The following is a 17,892-nucleotide window of genomic DNA, read 5'->3' on the forward strand; positions in this document are numbered from 1 at the left end:
CACTTCGTTCCGGCCAAACCGCCGCGTCCACCGGTCAGAACCGGCCCGCACCCGCCCGGGTACTGACGGGCCGTCATTCGGAATGCAAAGATCCCCCCAAGGAATGTGACATGTCACAGTGTGCGCACCGGACTTCACCGGCGCGCCGCACGAGGGAGGGAACCGCTCCATGAACCGCCTCACCACCGCCGCCCTGGCGGGCGCCGCCGGCCTCGCCGCGCTGACCGTCGGCCTGGCCCCCACCGCCACCGCCACCGGTCCGGTGGGCCCGGCCGGGCCCACCGGCACCGTCACCTGCGGCACCCCGGGCGCCCCCGGCTTCCTGCGCACCCGTGCCTGTATCGAGGTCAGCGGCACCAACGTCCGCCTCTACGGCCAGGTCGCCACCACCGACCCGGCCTGGGTCGCCCAGAACGTCGGTTTCACCATCACCGGCTCCACCCCCGCGCTCCCGCCGCAGCCGCCCCTCAACCTGACCGCACTGGTCCCGCCCGGCGGCGCCACCGTCGGCGACCTGCTGCTCACCGTGCCCTGCGGCAACACGGTGACCTCCAGCTTCAGCGTCAACAACGGCGGTTGGCCGCCCTCGACCGCGACGGTCTCGGCCTTCGTGCCCTGCTGACGCCCCGTCCGGTCCCACCCGCGCGGCCCGGCCCGTACCGGGGCCGGGCCGCGCGCCCACCCCGACCGCGCCCACCCCGACCGCGTTCCCGCTGGTCCGGCCCCTCTATGGTGTGACGGTGAGTCTTCATGTGATCGTCGGACACGGACCGGCCGGAGCGGCCACGGCGCGACTGCTGGCCGAGCAGGGCCACACGGTACGGGTGGTCACCCGGTCCGGGCGGCCGACCGAGCCCGGGATCGAACACCTCGCCCTGGACGCCACCGACACCGCGCGACTGACCGAGGCCGCACGGGGAGCCGCCGCGATCCACAGCTGCGCCGCACCTCCGCTCCCCCGCTGGACCGCCGACTGGCCTCCCCTGCACACCTCCCTCCTCGCCACCGCCGAGGCGACCGGCGCCGTGCTCGTCATGCTCGGCAACCTCTACGGCTACGGCCCGGTGGACGGCCCCCTCACCGAGGACCTCCCGCTCGCCGCCCCCGGCCCCAAGGGGCGCCTCCGGGCCTCGCTCTGGGAGCAGGCCCGCGCCCTCCACGAGGCGGGCCGCATCCGCGCCGTCGAGGTCCGCGCCTCCGACTTCTTCGGCCCCGGCGTGACCGACGGCGGCCACCTGGCCGGCCGCGTCGTCCCCCGCCTGCTGGCCGGCAAGCCGGTCAGCGTCCTCGGCGACCCCGACGCCCCGCACAGCTGGACCTACCTCCCCGACGTGGCCCGCACCCTGGCCGAGGCCGCCACCGACGAACGCGCCTGGGGCCGCGCCTGGCACGCCCCGACCGCCCCCGCCGTCCCGGTCCGCCGGATGGTCGACCTCCTCGCCGCCGAGGCCGGCGTCGCCCCCGTCCCCGTCCGCCGCCTGCACCCCACCGTGTTCGCCCTGGCCGCCCTCGTCACCCCACTCCTGCGCGAACTCCGCGAGACCCGCTACCAGTTCGACCACCCCTTCGTCGTCGACGCCGCCGCCTGGGAAGCCGCCTTCAGCACCCGCCCCACCCCCCTGGACACCCAGCTCCGCGCCACCCTCACCTGGTGGCGCGACCGTCCGGCGGCCCGACCGGGCAGGTAGACCGCGCGAGGCCGAGGCCCGGTGCCCCGCGCCGTCGGAAACCGTCGCCCGGCCGGCCGGCCGGGGACCGTCCCGCGGGCGGACCGGAGCCATGGTGCCGGGTTCGTGGTCCCGGGCCGACGGCGTGGCCGCGCCCGAGAAGCGGGCCCGAGGAGCGGGCCCGGGAGGGCGGCAGGCATCGGCGGCCGATTCAGCCCCCCGGCGTGGACGGCACCGGGTCGGGCGCAGGGGCGGTGCGCCGGAGGCGGCGGAACGGGAGGGCCGGCCGGACCGGGCCTGCGGGACGACGCGCGGGCCCGGTCCTCGAATCCCTCGCCCGTACGGCTGCGACGTCGAACGGCGTGCGGCCGTGCGGCCGTGCTTCGTGCGGCCGAGCGGCGTGCGGCAGACGGCCCTGCGGCCGGGGAGGTCGGTGTCAGAGGGCTTCGATGCGTTCGACGATCAGTTCGCAGAGCTCGTGGGTGCGCAGGGCGTCGTGGGCGTCGAGGGTCTTGCCGGTGCGGACGGCGTCGAGGAAGGTGAGGACGGCCTGTTCGATGCCGCGCTGGCGGGCGACCGGGACCCAGTCGCCGCGGCGGCGGACGGTGGGCTGGCCGCGGTGGTCGACGACGTCGGCGAGGTTGTGGACCTCGCGCTTGGAGTCCCCGCCGGAGACCTCGAGGATCTCCTCGGTGGAGCCGGACATGCGGTTCATGATGCCGAGGGCGGTGAAGCCCTCGCCCGCCAGGGTGAGGACCACGTGCTCGACCAGGCCCTCGCGGACCCGGGCGCGGACGTCGACGTGCTCGATGTCGCCGGGGACCAGGAAGCGCAGCGTGTCGACGACGTGGATGAAGTCGTCGAAGACCAGCGGGCGCGCCGCCTCGGGCAGGCCCTCGCGGTTCTTCCGCAGCAGGACGAGGTCGCGCGGGCGTTCCTTCGCCTGGACGTTGGCCGGCGCGAACCGCCGGTTGAAGCCGACCATCAGGGAGCGGCCGGTGCGGTCCGCCAGGTCGACCAGGCGGCGGGAGCCGTCGAGGGTGTAGTCGAGCGGCTTGTCCACGTACACGTCGACGCCCGCCGTCAGCAGCTGCTCCACGATCGGGACGTGCTGGTCGGTCGCGGCGTGCACGAAGGCGGCCCGGATCCCGCTGCCGATGAGCTGCCCGAGGTCGGTGAAGCGCCGCTCGGCCGGGATCCGGTGGGTGTCGCCGATCCGGTCCAGCTTGGCGCCGTCCCGGGTCATCAGCCGCAGGTCCAGACCGGGCAGCGCCGTCAGGACCGGCAGGTACGCCTTCTGGGCGATGTCCCCGAGGCCGATCACCCCGACCGGCAGCAGGGCGTCGGGCGCGGCGTTCGAACTCATCCGGATCTCCACGGGTGCGCGGGGGCAGCTTCCGCCCCCACCCTATGCACCGGCCCTCGAGCGGGACGAACCAGGCACCGGGCTGCGACGACGCGGCCGGGCGCCGGACCGGTGCGGACGCAGCGCGGGCGCCCGCGGTGGCGGACCTGACGGGACGCCGGGTCAGACCGGGTGGACGCGGGCGCGGCGCAGCAGGTAGGCACCGGAGGCGGCGGCGAGGACGGCCATGCAGGCGGCGAAGACCAGGCCCGCGTCGGCGAGGCCCAGCGGTTCGGCGAGCAGGCCGACCCCGATGACGGGGACGGAGATCCCGAAGTAGGCGACCACGAAGAGCGCGGAGAGGGCGCCGCCCCGGTGCTCGGCGGGGGCCGCGCCGGCGATCTCGCCGACCGCCCCGCGCAGGCCCATGCCCTGCCCGGCGCCGCCCACCAGGGCGCTGAGCACCAGCGGGGCGAGGAGCGTCCACGCGAGCGAGGCGGCCAGCAGCGCGAGGCCCGCGATGAGCACCAGGCAGCCGAGCGGGATCGCCCGGGCGGAGCCCAGCCGGGGCACCAGCAGTTGTCCGAGCGTGGAGGCGAGGAAGGCCGCGAAGACGATCAGGCCGACCACCGCGTGGTTGTCGATGCCCAGACTCTGCCCCAGGAAGGCCGGGGTGACCGAGGTGAAGACCCCCAGCAGGGAGAAGCCCGCGAAGGCCGCGATCGCCGCCGGCACGAACACCCCGCGGACCTCCGGCGGCAGCGACGGGCGCCGCGGCCGGGCGGTCCGCAGCGGACGGGCGCCGTCGACGGTCTCCGGCAGGAACCAGGTGACCGCGAACGAGGCGGCCAGCAGCACCAGGTGCACGACGAACGGCAGGACGAGCGGCTCCGGCGCGTACTCGGCGAGCAGGCCGGACAGCAGCGGACCGCAGCCGAGGCCGCCCATGTTGGCGGCGGTCGCGACGAAGCCGGCCCGGGCCCGGCGGTCGGGCGGGGCCAGTTCCAGCACGTAGGCGGTGGCGGTGCCGGTGAACAGGCCCGCCGACAGACCGGACAGCAGGCGTCCCAGGCAGAGCAGCGGCAGGCCGCCCTCGGCGAGGAAGGCGACGGCGCTGCCGGCGGCGAGCGCGAGTCCGCAGAGCAGGACGGGGCGGCGGCCGACGCTGTCGGAGACGTTGCCGACGAGCAGCAGCACGCCGATCACCCCGAACGCGTAGACGGCGAACACCACCGTCACCATCAGTTCGGAGAAGCCGATCTCGTCCTGGTACAGCCCGTACAGCGGGGTGGGCAGGGTGGTGCCCGCCATGCAGACGGCGAAGGCGGCGGCGGCGCCGAGGTAGCCGGGGTGACCGGCGGCGGGCGGGCGGCGGGTCCGGCGGTCGGTCATCCGCCCACGGTAGGCGCCGGGGCGGGACGGCGGCGGCCCGGTGGCCGGTGGCTGCGCCGAATGGCCGAGGCCCGCCGGCCCCGGCCGGTCGGCGGCGGGCGCGGCGGGCGGGCGGGCGGCGTGGAGGACGGCGCGGCGGCGGTCGGGGTCAGCGGTCGAGGGTCGCGGGCGCGCGGGTCACCGGTTCGGGAGCGGGGCCGGGCCCGGGCAGGGGCCCCGGGGCCGGGTGCGGGTCGGGTCGCGGAGCGGGCGGCGGGAGCGGGTCGGGCTCCGGCGGCACCGGGCCGGGCGGCCTCGGGTCCGGCCCGCCGGGACCGGGTACCGGGCCGGGCAGCGGTCCCGGCCCCGGCGCGGGTCCCGGGCCGGGGGGCGGGGTGGGGCTGGGCGGGACGGGGTCGTTCGGGGGGATTCCCACGGTCGGTCGTTCCTCTCCGGGTCCGGAAGCTCTGCCACCGCGCGGCTACCCCGTCGGTGTCGGCCCACACCCGCTGCCGTCCGACGCCGGGGAGGGCTCGGGCGGCACCGGGCCGGGCCGGACCAGGCCGGACCAGGCCGGACCGGGTGCCGGTCAGAGCGCGGCGCGGTGGAGGGCGGCCAGCATGGCGGCGACGGCGACGGTGACCGGGGTGGTGCGGGTGCGGCGCTCGGCCCAGCGCCAGTCGCCGTCGGGGTTGACCTCCAGGAAGACCGGGGTGCCGGCGCTGAGGAGGAAGTCGAACGCGCCGTAGCGCAGGGACATCGCGGCGGCCAGGGTGCGGGTCGCGGCGGCGACCTCCGGCGGGGGCGACGGCAGAGCACGGACACCGAGCCGGTCGGGCGCGGTCCAGGGGTCGGCCGGGTCGGTCTTGGTGACCTCGAAGGCGTGCAGTTGCCCACCGACGAAGTAGACCCGCAGTTCGGCCTCGTGCTCGACGTACTCCTGGACGATCACTGGCGGTCCGGGGCGCGGGCCGCCGGCCAGGTCGGCCCGGTCCAGCACGGTCGGGAAGATCCCCTGCAGCCGGCCGGGGACCGGCTCCACGAAGTGGTGGCCGGCCGCCTTGACGACCACGCGCGGGCCGTCGAACTCGTCGCGCACGAGGTGCGGGTCGGTGGTCAGCACGGCACGCGGCGCCGCGACCCCGTACCGGCGGGCGAGGTCCAGTTGGCAGAGCACCCCGGGGCGGTCGGGGCGGACCGCCGTCCCGGAGATCGCCGCCAGTTGGGCGGCCGCCGCCTGCCACGAGTCGCGGAGGAAGGCGCCGCGCGGCGTCCCGGCGGTGTCGGTGCCCTGCGGGACCGGGCCGCCCAGGAGCGCCGGACCGTCGAACCCGGCCGGGTCGAGGGCGGTGGCGGCGAAGTGGCGGATCCAGGTGACGGTGGGGGTCAGCTCGCGCCCGTTCAGCCGGACGGCGCGGCTGTCGGGGGCGATCGTCAGGGAGGTCGCGGCCAGCTCCTCGGCGTTCAGGCGGGCGGTGCGGATGCCGGCGCCCGCGAGCAGGTTCCGCACCGGGTCGAGGTCGGTGTCGCAGGCGCGGCTGAGCAGCAGGACGCAGGGGGCCGGTCGCGGGCGTGCGTCCAGGGTGCGGGCGGGGTCGTCGAGCTGGGCGAGGAAGGGCGAGCGCGGCGAGCGGGACGGGCGGGGCGCGCGCGAGGCGGGCGCCCCGGCGGGGCGGTCAGGCATCGGCGTCGGCGGTGGCCGTGGCGGCAGGGGTGGCGGTAGCGGTAGCAGTGGCGGTGACGGTGATGTCGGCGGTGGCGAGCAGGTCGTCGGCCATCGCCAGCAGCTTGCCGACGGTCGCGGCCACCTGGTCCGGGGCGCCGGGGAGCCGGTCGGCGACACGTTGCAGCACCGCCAGGTCGAAGGCCGCCGCCTTGCCGGGCACGGGCGCCGCCGCCACCGGGTCGGGGGCGGCGGAACGGAGGGTCACCAGGAGTTCCAGCACCGTCGCCATCTCGGTGGCCAGCAGGCCGAGCGAGGCCATGTCCCCGAGGTCGCAGCGCGGACGGCTGTCGCGGTCCAGCACGGACAGCACCCCGATGCAGTCGCCGTCGCAGATCAGCGGGGCGGCCATGATGCTGCTCGGCACATAGCCGGTGGACTCGGCGGCCGAGCGGGCGAACTGCGGGCTGTCCGCCACGTCGTCCACCACCACCGGCTGGCCGGTCATCAGCGCCCAGCCCGCGATACCGGTGCCGGCCGGGAAGCGGCTGCCCAGGAGATGGTGCTCCCCCTCCCCCGCCACCGCCTCGAAGACGAGGTCTCCGTCGGCCTCGTCCACCAGCAGCACGGAGGCGGCGGCCGCGCCGAACACGCTGCGGGCCACCTCCACGATCGACTGGAGCAGTCTGCGTTGCCGCAGCTCGGCACTCTCCAACGGGTCAGTCGACACGCGCACCTCCATCGGGTACGGCTACGTTCTCAGCGGCCAGGTAGAGGACGGACTTGAGCTGGAAGGGGGTGAGCGAGCGGTGCTTGCTGAGAATGAGCGCGCAGATACCCGCGATGTGCGGGGTCGCGAAGCTGTTCCCGGTGCTGAGCAGGTGGCGGCCGCCGGGTCCGGCCACCGGCACCCGTACACCCCGGGCGTAGAACTCCACCGGCGGTGACGGGTTGTAGTAGTACGTCATCGGGTTGGGGCTGTCGTGGCTGGCCACCGAGATGACCGAGGCGAAGGGCCACGGGTAGCTGCGCACCGGCATGTTGTGGGCGGAGGCGACGATGACGCAGCGGCGGAAGTAGGCGGAGTCGGAGAGGTCGCGCAGGGCGTCGCAGAACTCCGCCTTGGTCGTCGACAGGCTCATGTTGATGACGTCGTAGCCCTCCTCGATGGCCCAGGTCAGCCCGGCCAGCAGGGCGGCACCGCTGCCGTGCCGGCCGCCGGACAGGACGCGGACCGAGGTGAGCGCAGCGCCGGGGGCGACGGAGCGGATGACGCTGGCGCAGGCGGTGCCGTGGCCGGCCGCGTCGCCCGGCTCGGTCGGGGTGACGGTGAGGGTGCCGTCCTCGGCGCGCACCACGTCCATGGCCCGGTCGAGGCCGCCGACCAGTGGGTGTTCGGCGTCCACGCCGCTGTCCAGGACGCAGACCCGCACGCCGGAGCCGTCGGCGCCGCCCCAGGCCCAGTCCTGGGTGAGGTGGCCGCCGAGCGGGCTGACGTCGAAGGGCTCCTGGGGCACGACGGAGACCGGCATGCTCCAGGCGGGCACTCCGGGGAAGTGGTCGCGCGGCGGGCGGCGCCAGGGCGGGAGGTGGAGGTCGGTCATCGTCGGGCACCTCCTCCGGTGCCGGGCGCGTCGGGTGGGGCGGGCACCTTGGGCGGGGCGGGAACGTCGGGTGGGGCAGGCACGACGGCAGGGGCAGGCACGCCGGGTGGGGCAGGCACGCCGGCAGGGGCAGGTGCGGCGCCGCCGGGGGCGCCCGTTCCCCCGGCGGCGAGCCAGGCGCGGACCCGTCCGGCGGGCAGCGCGGCCCCCTTGGCCTCGAACATCCGCAACGCCTCGGTCCCTTCAGCCGTCGCCCGCTCGGCCCGGCCGGCCGCGCGGAGCACGATCGCCAGATCGAACAGCGTCTCCCCGACCAGGCACGGGTCGTCGGAGTCCTCGCTCAGCCGGCGGGCCGCCGTGGCGGCGGCGACCGCCTCGGGGTGGTCGCCGCGGGCGGAGGCGAGGCGGGCGCGCAGCGCCGTCGCGCCCAGCCGGGCACGCGGGTTCCCGCCGTCCCTGCCGCGGTCCCGCTGGTCGTTGTCCCTGCCGCGGTCCCGCTCCCCGGACTGCTCGCCGGGCCGGCCGCCGGGCCTTCCGTCCGGACCGTCCGGCGGGTCGAGCGCGGCCAGTGCGACGGCGGCGGCCCCGGTCCGGCCCTGGGCGAACAGCTCGCGGGCGATGGCGACCTCCGTGGTCCGGGTGTCCGGGGCGCGCTCGGCGGCGCGCAGCACGCCGAGGCTCTGCCGGTAGCGGGCCTCGGCGACCTCGTGGGCCCCGGCCAGCGACTCGACGAAGCCCGCCGCGTCCAGCACGACGGCGTCCGCGAGGTCGGTGTGCACGTCGTGGGAGCAGGTGAGCGCCTCGGCGAGGGTACGGCGGGCGGCCGCCACGTCCCCGGCGAGCGCCTCCAGGTGGGCGCGGGCGACGAGCACGGGGATCAGCAGCGAGCGGTTGGCGGCGAAGCGTCGGCCGAGCAGCGCGCACAGCTCCAGCGAGGCGGCCACCGGGGTGGGCGTCCACTGGGCCAACTCGCACACCGCGCAGAGGAGTCGGTCCTCCTCGTAGTTGTCGGCGAGGACCCGGGCGCGGGCCAGTGCGAGCCGGAAGGAGGACTCGGCGGAGGCGGTGCGCTCGGCGGCGAGTTCGAGGTGGGCGTGCAGTTGGTGGAGCCGGGACCAGCTGCGGTCGTCGCCCGGGTCGTGCTCCAGCAGCGCGGTGAGGCGGTCCGCGTCGGCGGCGACGGCGGCGGGCGGGGCGAGGCCGAGCCGGAGGGCGACGATCCCGCGCTGGACGGCGAGGGTCGCCGCGGCGCGCGGGTTGCCGGGCAGCGCGGCCTCGGCGGCGTCGAGCGCGGCCCGGCACCGGGCCTCGTCCTGGAGCCAGATCCCCGCGTCGCAGACGTGCAGCGCGAGCGGGATGTGCCGGGGGTCCCCGACCGGCAGCAAGGTACGGCCTCGTTCGAGGAGCTGGACGGCGGCGGGGAGGTCCTTGCGGGCCAGCGCGCGCGTCCCCTCGGCGATCAGGGTCCCGGCCGCCGCCCCGGCCAGAGCAGGCAACTCGTGCTCGCCCGGCCGTAGTTGTCGGCGAAGCTGCCATCCGGCCTCGACGTGGTAGGCGACCGCCATCGGGTCTCCCGGGCGGGCGCGGGAGAGCCGGTCCGCGAGGAACCCGTGCCAGCGTTCCCGCCTGGTCTTCGGGGTGAACTCGTAGGCGGTGTCCCGCAGCAGCGCCTGGGCGAAGCGGTAGGTGGCGGCGGGTCCGGGCTCGAAGACCCGGCGGCGGGCCAGCCGGGCGGTCGCCTCGTCGGCGGCGGCCGGCACCACGCCGTCGGCCTCGGCCATCGCCCGCAGCTGCCCGCGACTGAACTCGCGCCCGACGACGGCGGCGAGTTCCAGCAGTCCGCGCTCGGTGGCCGGGAGCCGGTCCAGCCTCGCACCGAGCAACGCCTGGACGGTGGGCGGCACATGGGTACCGGGGGCGGTCTCGGCGAAGACGTCCATGAGCTGTTCGGCGAAGAACGGGTTGCCGTCGCACAACGCGACCACCCGACCGGCCAGTTCCCGCTGTTCGTCGATCCGGAGGTCCTGCGGGTGGACGTCGCCGCGCAGGACCAGGCCGCCGACCAGGGCGGCGGTCTGCTCCTCGCTCATCGGCCCGAGGTCGACGGTGGTGGCGCACGGCTTGCCCCCGCCCCAGTCGGCGCGCTGGTCGAGCAGTTCTGGACGGGCGACGCAGAGCAGCAGGACGGGGACGTCGCGCAGCCAGGTCGCGATCTCGTCGACGAGGTCGAGCAGGGTCGCCTCCGCCCAGTGCAGGTCCTCCCAGACCATGACCACGGGACGGGAGCGGCCGAGCACCGCCAGGAGGTGGCGCACGGCCCAGGCGATGTCCTCGACGCCGACCTGTCCGGGGGGCGGGTCTGCGGGGTCGGCGGGGTCGACTGGGTCACCGAGGGCGGGATCGGCAACAGGGGGGTCGGCGAGGGCGGGGTCGGCGACGGCGGCGAGGGTGCGGGTGACCAGGCGTCGCGTGCGGCCGTCCGCACGGTCGGGAGACCCGGCCTGCGCGGCGTCCTCGGCGAGCAGCCGCACCAGTTCGGGCCGGCCGCCGGGCAACGAGCCGAGCATCTCGGCGAGCGGCCGGTAGGTGATCCCCCGGCCGTAGGCGGAGCAGCGCCCGGCCAGCACCAGCGCCTCGCCGTCGGGCAGTCCGGACAGGAACTCCCGGACCAGACGCGACTTTCCGATGCCCGGAGCACCGAGCACGGTGGCGAGGCACACCTCGCGCCGCTCCCGGGCCCGCCGGTAGCCGCGTTCGAGCGCGGCCAGCTCGTCCGTCCGGCCGATGAACGGGGTGAGCGGGCCCGGGGCGTCGGCCGTCGCGTCCGGGGCGGTGACCCGCCAGGCCGGCACCGGGCGGGACTTGCCCTTCAGCCGCAGCGGTTCGACCGGTTCGATGCCCACCTGCGCCCGCACCATCGCGGCGGTGTCGGCGCAGATCAGCACCTCGCCGGGAGCGGCGGCGGTCTGCAGCCGGGCGGCCGTGTTGACGGAGTCCCCGACGACCCGGAAGTCGTCCCCCGGGCGGGTGATCACCACGACGTTGCCGGTGCAGATCCCGGCCCGGGCCTCCAGCTCGACCCCGTACCGGGCGGCGAGGTCGGCCGTGAGGCCGGCCAGCGCGGCGAGCGCGCCGGTGGCGGCCCGGACGGCGCGCAGCGCGTCGTCCTCGCGGGCGGCGGTGGCGCCGAAGGCGGCGAGGATCGCGTCGCCGATGAACTTCTCGACGACGCCGCCGTGTTCGGCGATGCAGGCGCCGCAGCTGGCGAAGTAGCGGTCCATGACGCGGCGCAGCGGTTCGGGGTCCAGTCGCTCGGCGAGGGTGGTGGAACCGACGACGTCCAGGAAGAGCATCGACACCTTGCGGCGCGATTCGCGCGGTTCGGCGACGACCGGGGGCGGAGCGGGGAACGCGGCGGACGCGGCGGACGCCGGGGCGAGCGGGGTGCCGCAGCCGGCGCAGAACCGGTCCGCCTCGGAGGTGCGGCGTCCGCACGCGGTGCAGCTCACGACCGCTCCTCGGGGGCGGGACCGACCGCCTCGCCCGGGTCGGTCGGGTCGGTCGGGTCGGTCGGGTCGGTCGGGTCGGCCGGGTCGGCCGGATCGGTCGAATCAGCCGGGGAGGCCGGGGCGTCGGCCGATGCCTCCCCGGGGACTTCCCCGTGCGCCTCGACGGCCATGGCCACGGGCTCGCGCGCCGGTTCGGCGTCGGGTCCGGCCGCGAGGGGTGCGGGCTCGTCGGGTACGGGCTCGTCGGGTACGGCCGCCGCGGGTCCGGGCCGGGCGGCCGGGGCCGTTCCGCTCGCCGGGAGTCCCACCCGCGCATAGATGCCGGCGAGCACGACCACCAGCCCGGACACCGCGAAGATGGTGTCGATCGGGCCGAACCGCAGGCCCGCCACCGAGCCCGAGAAGTCCCGCAGCCCGCTGCCCGCCAACCAGCCGGACAGCACCGCCGTCAGCATCGCCGCGAGCCGGGTGACCGGGTAGAACACCGAGATCACCCGCCCCCGGAACTCCTGCGGGGTGGCGGCGAGCAGCAGTGGCGCCATCGCCGTGTTCAGCATGGTGATCGGCACCACGAAGGCGAACAGCAGCGTCACGGCCGCCGGAAAGCCGGTCTGCCGCGAGTACAGCACCAGCAGCGCGCCGCTCGCGATCAGGCCGATCCAGGTCGTCCGGCGGGCGCCGATCCACTGCACGACCCGCCCGGCGGCGAGCGCGCCCGCGATCCCGCCGATGCCGAGCGCCATGCCGAGGTAGCCGTACGACTCGGCGGAGACGTGCAGGTTCCGGGTGGCGAAGAAGATGTTCAGGGTGCTCAGGGCGCCCATCCCGAGCTGGCCGATCACCGTGAGCAGCAACAGCGCGACCAGGAACCGGTTGTGCGCGAAGAAGCGCAGTCCCGCGGTGAAGTCCTTGAACAGGCCCGGTCGTTCGGCGGCCTTGCCGTTCCTCGGAGCGGCCGGTCCGGACCGCGCGGGGTGCACCGGCCGCAGGTCGGCCGTACTGATCGCGACGTACGACACCAGGTACGAGAGCGCGTTGAACAGCAGCGCCCACTGCAGGCCCACCGCGAACAGCAGCGGTGCGGCGAGCGGCGGCCCGATGATCCAGGCGGTCTGCCCGGTCGCCTGGGCGATTCCCGCCGCCCGGGCCCGGTCGGCCTCGTCCGTCACGAGTTCCGCGATGATCGAGAACCGGGCCGGGGTGAAGAACTGGCCGGCCGCGTTGAGCACCAGCACCATCACGTAGATCAGCGCCAGCCAGACGCCCGCGGGCAGTTCCCGGGTCGGCACGAAGGCGACGGCGGTCAGGACGGCGACCAGCCCGCCGCGCAGCACCTCGGTGCCGAGCATGGTGGCGCGCTTGTCCCAGCGGTCGACGAAGACCCCGGCGAAGGGCCCGACGAACATCACGGCCGCGCTGGTCGCCAGGACCACGCCGCTGACCGCCTGCGGGCCCCAGGACTTCCCCTCCGCCAGCACGGTCGCCACCCAGAGCACCAGCGTGGTGCTGAACACCGCGTCCCCGACCGAGGAGACCGCCTGGCCGAACCAGAGCCGGGTGTAGGTGGGGTTGATGAGGGTCGGCCGCAGCCGGCCGAGGGCCGTCACTGGGTGCGCCCCGTTCCGGGCATCAGCAGCGTCATCAGGGCGGTCACCAGGGTGGTGTGGTACGCCTTGGCGAAGTACTCGGCGGCCGGGTCGGCGGTGCTCGCACGGGTGGCGGCGGAGCGGCCGGGGATCGAGCCGTCCGGGCCCTGGGCACGGGCCAGGCAGTCGACGGCGGCCGCACCCTCGGGCGTGCCCGTCGGGTCCAGGCCCAGGCAGACCCGGGTCATCAGGAGTTCGGCGGCGAGGTCCCACCAGTCGTGCCGGACGCAGTGGTCGAGCAGCCGGTCGGCCAGGGCCGCCGCCCCGGCCACCGCGCCGTCGGGCAGTTCCGGGCCGGTGCGGGCGAAGTCGCTGAGGTAGAAGGCGGAATGGGTGAGGGCGTAGGCCTCGGGAACGGTCACCGGCGGCTCGTCGGGGCGCTGCGCGGTGCCCTCCCGCCGCCGGCCCCGGGCCGCGGCAGTGGCGGGGAGGGTGACCAGGACGTTGCGGTCGGCCAGCTCCCGGTAGGACTCGATGCTGTGCGCGACCCCGGCCTTGTCCGCGTAGTAGCGCAGTTCGAGCCGTTGGTAGGGCGAGCGCCCGGCCGGGGCGAGGTCGGCGGCGCCGAGCCGGGCGAGCTCGGACCGGAACGGCGCGTCGTCCGTCCCGGTGGGCGCGAGGGCGGCGCAGGCCAGCCGGTACTGGGTGGCGCCGCGCGGCTCGGCGGTGAGCAGGCGCGGGAAGCCGGGGTGCCGCCAGACGGCGCGGACCCGGGCGGTCGCCTCGATGCGGCGCGGGTCGTCCCCGGCGTCGAGGCGGGTCCAGCAGTGGGTGAGCAGGGCGAGTTCCAGCCCGGCCTTGGCGGGGCGGTGCGCGTCGCCCGGGCCGCCACCGCGGCCGCCGCCGAAACCGCCGGGCGCGAACGGGTCGAAGTGGTCGAGGTGGCGGCCGATCCAGCCGAGGGTGCCGGAGCGGAGCCCGTCCAGGGCGGCGCCGGTACGGTCGGTGCCCGGACGATCGGCGCCGATGCCGTCGGTTCCGATGCCGTCGGTTCCGATGCTCTCGGTTCCGATGCTGTCGGCGTGGGCGCTGTCGACTCCGATGCTGTCTGCGTCGGCGCTGTCGGCGCTGTCGGCTCCGGCGCGCAGGCCGGGTGTCGTGGTCACAGGCGCCCCGTCTCGTCCAGGTAGTCGAGCAGCGCGGCGTCGACCGTGTCGTGGAACACGGCGAGCGTGCGCCGGTCCTCGTCGCGCCGGTAGAGGTCCTCGCAGCCGACCCAGCGGTCCCGGGTGAGGGCGCCCGGCAGGTAGCCGCCGGTGACGGTGCCGACCTCCCAGTCCGGCTTGCCCGCCGTCTCCCAGCAGCTGGCGAGGGTGCCGTCGGCGCTCACCACCGCGCCGTAACGGCCGTCCCCGTGCCCGCAGGTGGCGCACGGCCGGTGGGCCTGCGGGCGGGTCACACCGAGACCGAGGTCCAGGGCGCGGCGTTGCCAGCGGGTGAAGCGGGCGGAGAGGTCGCGGGAGTGCCGGAGGTCGTTGCCGTAGCCCACGCCGACATCGCCCACCTGGGCGAAGTACAGGGTGCAGCGGGCCGGGTCGAGCGCGCCGGCGAGCCGGTCGAGCAGGCTGTCCACGCCCCGGTAGGTCTCCTGGGAGACGTTGACCCGGAAGATCCACCGCAGCGGGGAGCTCTCGGAGGCGCGGGCGAGGTTGCCGACGATGGTGTCGAAGGTGCCGCCGCCCTCGGCCCGGCGGATCCGGATCCGGTCGTGGTCCGGCCGGTCCCCGTCGAAGGTGACCTGGACGGAGCGCAGGCCGCGGTCGGCGAGCCCGGTGGCGAGCGCCGGGGTGAGCAGGGTGGCGTTGGAGATCATCCAGGCCGAGGCGAGACCGTGGCCGGCGGCCCGTTCGAGGAGTTCCAGGCAGCCGCGCGGGTTGAGCAGGGGCTCGCCGCCGAACAGCAGGATGCGGAGCTTCGCCAGCTCGGCGGCGGCCATCTGCCGGTCGGTGAAGTCGAGGATCTCGGTGATGGTCCGCGAGGTCAGCCGCTTACGGGCGATCCGCGGCGGGCGGCTGCCGCCCGCGCCGTCCTGGGCGGTGTTCTGGAAGCAGTAGCCGCAGCCGAGGTTGCAGTGAGTGCTGGTCAGCACGGTCAGGGCGTAGCTGCGCGGGGCCGGGGCGGCCAGCAGGCCCTGCTCGCGCAGACGGCGTTCGGTGCCGGGCCGCAGGGTGCCGTCCTCGGCCAACTGGCCGGGGCGCAGCCGGGCGAGACCGCCGCCCGGGCCGAGGAACCACCAGTTGCGCTCGCCCCGGAGCAGGCGGGCTCCGGTGGCGGCGACCGTCGCGGGGCCGGACGTGCTCGCCGCGCTCACCGGGCACCGCCGCGCGCCGGGACGGTGGAGGCCGTGGGCGGCTGTTCGGCGGGTGCTGCCGGGCGCGGACGCAGCAGGACCACCGTCGCCAGGGCCACCACCAGCGTGGACTGGAAGGACTTGCGGAAGAGGTGGACGGCGCCGGCGCCGGCCGGGACCCGTTCGGTGGCCGAGCGGCCGGGGAAGGACCCCTCGGGCGACTGGGCCTCGGCGAGCAGGTGCAGAGCGGCCGCCCCCGAGGGTGTGGTCAGCGGGTCGAGCCCCAGGCAGTGCTGCGCCAGGACCAGCTTGGCGGTGAGGTCCCACTCACCGCGCCGGACGGACTCCTCGGTGAGCCGCTCGACCCGGTCGCGGGCGTGGGCGAGGTCGGCCCCGCCGAGGCCCGGGTCGCGGAAACCGAAGTCGGCCAGGTGGAACACGGTGTGAGTGACGTTGCAGACCTCGAGGTCGGCCAGCGGCCGGCCGTCAGTGTGCCCGGCCAGCCGGCTGATCCGGTACAGCTCCGGATAGTCGGACAGCTGGTGCCGCACACCAGCCAGTTCGGCGTAGTACCGGGTTTCCAGGTGCAGGAAGGGCGACTTGTGACGTGGCGTCAGGAAGTCACCCTCCACTCCTTCGGCCAGGGCCGCCCGGTGCGGACCGTCGGGGTCGAGGCCGGCCGGGGCGAGCGCACCGTACATCAGCTGGAACTGCCGGGCGTAGCGCGGCTCGACGGTGAGCAGGGGCGGGTGCTCGGGGTTGCGCCAGACCTGCTCGACGGTCGCGGCGACGGCGGCCAGGTCGGGGTCGGGGGCGGGGTCGGGGGCAAGTGTCCGGGCGGGCTCCGCCGCTCCGGCGGCCCTCGCCCAGCAGCGGTACAGCAGGGCGAGTTGCAGCAGCGCCTTGACCCTGGGGGTCACCGGCAGTTCGGCCCGGCCGACCGGCTCGTCAAGGAAGCCGCAGTGCCGGCCGATCCACTGCCGCGTGCCCGCCGAGAGGCTCTCCACGGCCGCGAGGTCCGGGGCGGCTGTTCGAGTACCCATGGTTCTCCCTTGAGGTTGCGGGCTGCCGGTCGGACGTACGGGCGGTCCGCTCGACGAGGTCGGCGGCGCGGTGCGGGGCGTCCGCCGCGGCCTCGGCGAGCCTGCGGCCGAGGCGGTGGGCGTGGGAGCGCAGCCGGTCGTCCCGCCAGGCCGTGTCCACCAGCCCGGACTGGTCCGGCTCGCCCGTGCGCGGGAGGTGGACGGCCGCGCCGGCCCGCAGCAGCGCACCGGCGAGGACTGGCTGCTCGGAGCCGTTGGGGGTGACGCCGAGCGGGCGGCCGCGCTGCAGGGCGCCGAGCACGGGCGCCGAGGTGCCGGCGGTCAGCACCAGTCCGGCCCGGTCGACGAGCGGCCCCAGCCAGGGCTTGCGGACGAGCAGGATGTCGGCGTGCGGGTCGGGGGCCGGCCCGGCGGTGCGGCCCTGTTCCACGACGGCCTGGTAACGGCCGCCGGTGAAGGTCGCGTTGAGGCGGGGCCACGGGGTGCCGCCGCCGAAGAACCGGCCCAGGTGCACATAGACGACCGGCTTGCCGCTGCGCGCCAACGCGGCGTCCACGGCGGCGAGTTCGCCGGGGTCGGCGGCGGGCTCCCAGGAAAGCGGGCCGATCCGGTGCACCTGCGGGGGCAACTCGGCTCCCGGGTACTCCAGTTCGGCGGTGCCCCGGAGCAGGAGCGCGTCACCGAGCAGGGCGGACGCGTCCGGCCCGCCGTCGGTCGCCGCGCCCCCGGTCCGCGGTCGGCGGGACGGCCGGGCGGGCAGACCGACCTCCTCCCGGGCGGCGTCGTACAGCGCCAGCGTCTCCAGGGTCCGGTTCTCCCGGCTTCGGCCGTACTGCGGCTCGCCCGCGCCGCCGGAGCGGTAGGTCCACAGGTGGATCGAGAGCCCGATCACGACCACCGGGACGTCGAGCGTCTCGGCGGCCAGCAGCGCGCCGTTGCACAGCACCGAGGTCACCAGCAGGTCGGCGCGGGCCTGCCGGGCGGCGCGCACGGTCGCCCGGTACTGGGCGGAGCCCATGACGCCCCAGCGGGCGGCGGAGAAGGCCCCTTCGCCGCCGAACTGCTCCGCCGCCGCGAACGGCAGGCCTGCCTCGGCCGCGAACGGCGCGGCCGTGGAGCGGCCCAGCACCGACACCCGGTGGCCGCGGCGGCGCAGTTCGCGGCCGACGGCGAGCGCCGGGTAGAGGTAGCCGCCGTCACTGAGCGGGCAGAGCAGGATGTTCACTGGGCCTCCGGGCCAGGGGGCCGGGTCGGGGAGCTGGGTCGGGGAGCTGGGTCGGGGGCTGAGGTCGCGGTACGGCGGCCGCGGAGGGCTGCGGTCGCGGAGGACTGCGGCCGGGGGACTGCGCTCGCGGAGGACTGCGGTCGCGGTGCGGAGACCGCGGTGGAACCGGCCGAACGGGCCACCCGGCCGCCGGCGGCTCGGGCCGGGGCCGGATGACCCGCTCGGGCGTCATGACGTCACGGCGTCATGACTCGACAACCGGACCGGCCGACGTCACATGGCCGAACTGTTGTTGATGATGCAGATGTCCTCGACGAGACCGTCGTCCTCGACGTCGACGCTGTGCGCCACGACGTCGACCTCGTCCTCGGCCTCGGTCGGCTCCGGGTTGATGGAGTCACTCATGCTGACCTCCCTCTGCAGTGCGGCGTCCGCTACGCCGGCCCGGGAGAAACCTAGGGATCCCCGGTATGGCGGCGATTAGGCGCCGGTTCGATTTCGGTATGACGGTTGGTCATGTGCCGTTCCC

The 17,892-nt window shown here is 76.1% G+C and carries 14 protein-coding genes; 2 read left to right on the forward strand and 12 right to left on the reverse strand.

From position 1 onward, the window contains the following. The first annotated feature begins 169 nt into the window (after positions 1 to 169). Complete coding sequence (locus ACIPYS_RS04995) at positions 170 to 622, forward strand: hypothetical protein (protein WP_400743221.1); 453 nt, start codon at positions 170 to 172, stop codon at positions 620 to 622. Positions 623 to 740: 118 nt separating this feature from the next. Further along, entirely contained in the window at positions 741 to 1,688 is a 948-nt protein-coding gene (locus ACIPYS_RS05000) for an NAD-dependent epimerase/dehydratase family protein (protein ID WP_400743224.1), read from the forward strand. A gap of 415 nt (positions 1,689 to 2,103) precedes the next feature. Here the strand turns inward: ACIPYS_RS05000 and ACIPYS_RS05005 are convergent, their stop codons facing one another. From ACIPYS_RS05005 to ACIPYS_RS05060, 12 genes are all read right to left on the reverse strand, one after another. After that, complete coding sequence (locus ACIPYS_RS05005) at positions 2,104 to 3,003, reverse strand: Gfo/Idh/MocA family protein (RefSeq protein ID WP_400743966.1); 900 nt, start codon at positions 3,001 to 3,003, stop codon at positions 2,104 to 2,106. Between the two features lie 192 nt (positions 3,004 to 3,195). Then, positions 3,196 to 4,404 (reverse strand): MFS transporter, encoded by a 1,209-nt coding sequence (locus ACIPYS_RS05010; protein WP_400743227.1) that lies wholly within the window; start codon positions 4,402 to 4,404, stop codon positions 3,196 to 3,198. A 568-nt stretch (positions 4,405 to 4,972) separates the two neighbouring features. Then, a complete protein-coding gene (locus tag ACIPYS_RS05015; protein WP_400743230.1) occupies positions 4,973 to 6,067 on the reverse strand; it encodes a RimK family alpha-L-glutamate ligase in 1,095 nt (364 codons plus the stop codon). Continuing rightward, a complete protein-coding gene (locus ACIPYS_RS05020; protein ID WP_231978026.1) occupies positions 6,060 to 6,776 on the reverse strand; it encodes a GAF domain-containing protein in 717 nt (238 codons plus the stop codon). The genes ACIPYS_RS05015 and ACIPYS_RS05020 overlap by 8 nt, the downstream gene beginning before the upstream one ends. Continuing rightward, positions 6,766 to 7,650: a S8 family serine peptidase gene (locus tag ACIPYS_RS05025; protein ID WP_400743234.1), complete on the reverse strand. Its 885-nt coding sequence runs from the start codon at positions 7,648 to 7,650 to the stop codon at positions 6,766 to 6,768. The genes ACIPYS_RS05020 and ACIPYS_RS05025 overlap by 11 nt, the downstream gene beginning before the upstream one ends. Further along, complete coding sequence (locus tag ACIPYS_RS05030; RefSeq protein WP_400743237.1) at positions 7,647 to 11,159, reverse strand: AAA family ATPase; 3,513 nt, start codon at positions 11,157 to 11,159, stop codon at positions 7,647 to 7,649. Before ACIPYS_RS05030 ends, ACIPYS_RS05025 begins: the two co-directional genes overlap by 4 nt. Then, positions 11,156 to 12,766, reverse strand: a complete 1,611-nt coding sequence (locus ACIPYS_RS05035) for an MFS transporter (RefSeq protein ID WP_400743240.1) — start codon at positions 12,764 to 12,766, stop codon at positions 11,156 to 11,158. Before ACIPYS_RS05035 ends, ACIPYS_RS05030 begins: the two co-directional genes overlap by 4 nt. Further along, a complete protein-coding gene (locus ACIPYS_RS05040) occupies positions 12,763 to 13,911 on the reverse strand; it encodes a DUF6895 family protein (protein WP_400743243.1) in 1,149 nt (382 codons plus the stop codon). The genes ACIPYS_RS05035 and ACIPYS_RS05040 overlap by 4 nt, the downstream gene beginning before the upstream one ends. Continuing rightward, a complete protein-coding gene (locus ACIPYS_RS05045) occupies positions 13,908 to 15,116 on the reverse strand; it encodes a radical SAM protein (RefSeq protein WP_093863402.1) in 1,209 nt (402 codons plus the stop codon). The genes ACIPYS_RS05040 and ACIPYS_RS05045 overlap by 4 nt, the downstream gene beginning before the upstream one ends. Continuing rightward, complete coding sequence (locus ACIPYS_RS05050) at positions 15,113 to 16,138, reverse strand: DUF6895 family protein (protein ID WP_400743247.1); 1,026 nt, start codon at positions 16,136 to 16,138, stop codon at positions 15,113 to 15,115. The genes ACIPYS_RS05045 and ACIPYS_RS05050 overlap by 4 nt, the downstream gene beginning before the upstream one ends. Next, the gene (locus ACIPYS_RS05055) at positions 16,044 to 17,363 is read right to left on the reverse strand and encodes a glycosyltransferase (RefSeq protein WP_400743250.1); all 1,320 of its coding nucleotides are present in this window, start codon (positions 17,361 to 17,363) and stop codon (positions 16,044 to 16,046) included. The genes ACIPYS_RS05050 and ACIPYS_RS05055 overlap by 95 nt, the downstream gene beginning before the upstream one ends. Positions 17,364 to 17,636: 273 nt before the next feature. Next, on the reverse strand, positions 17,637 to 17,768 hold the full coding sequence (locus ACIPYS_RS05060; protein WP_286158599.1) for a hypothetical protein: 132 nt from the start codon (positions 17,766 to 17,768) through the stop codon (positions 17,637 to 17,639). Between the last annotated feature and the right edge of the window lie 124 nt (positions 17,769 to 17,892).

It is taken from the genome of Kitasatospora sp. NPDC089913, from assembly GCF_044748625.1.
GTDB lineage: Bacteria > Actinomycetota > Actinomycetes > Streptomycetales > Streptomycetaceae > Kitasatospora.

Excerpts from the sequence above, each read along its gene's own strand:
- ACIPYS_RS04995 (WP_400743221.1), top strand. The coding sequence starts at position 170 with ATGAACCGCCTCACCACCGCCGCCCTGGCGGGCGCCGCCGGCCTCGCC.
- ACIPYS_RS05010 (WP_400743227.1), bottom strand. The coding sequence starts at position 4,404 with ATGACCGACCGCCGGACCCGCCGCCCGCCCGCCGCCGGTCACCCCGGC.
- ACIPYS_RS05015 (WP_400743230.1), bottom strand. The coding sequence starts at position 6,067 with ATGCCTGACCGCCCCGCCGGGGCGCCCGCCTCGCGCGCGCCCCGCCCG.
- ACIPYS_RS05025 (WP_400743234.1), bottom strand. The coding sequence starts at position 7,650 with ATGACCGACCTCCACCTCCCGCCCTGGCGCCGCCCGCCGCGCGACCAC.
- ACIPYS_RS05050 (WP_400743247.1), bottom strand. The coding sequence starts at position 16,138 with ATGGGTACTCGAACAGCCGCCCCGGACCTCGCGGCCGTGGAGAGCCTC.
- ACIPYS_RS05060 (WP_286158599.1), bottom strand. The coding sequence starts at position 17,768 with ATGAGTGACTCCATCAACCCGGAGCCGACCGAGGCCGAGGACGAGGTC.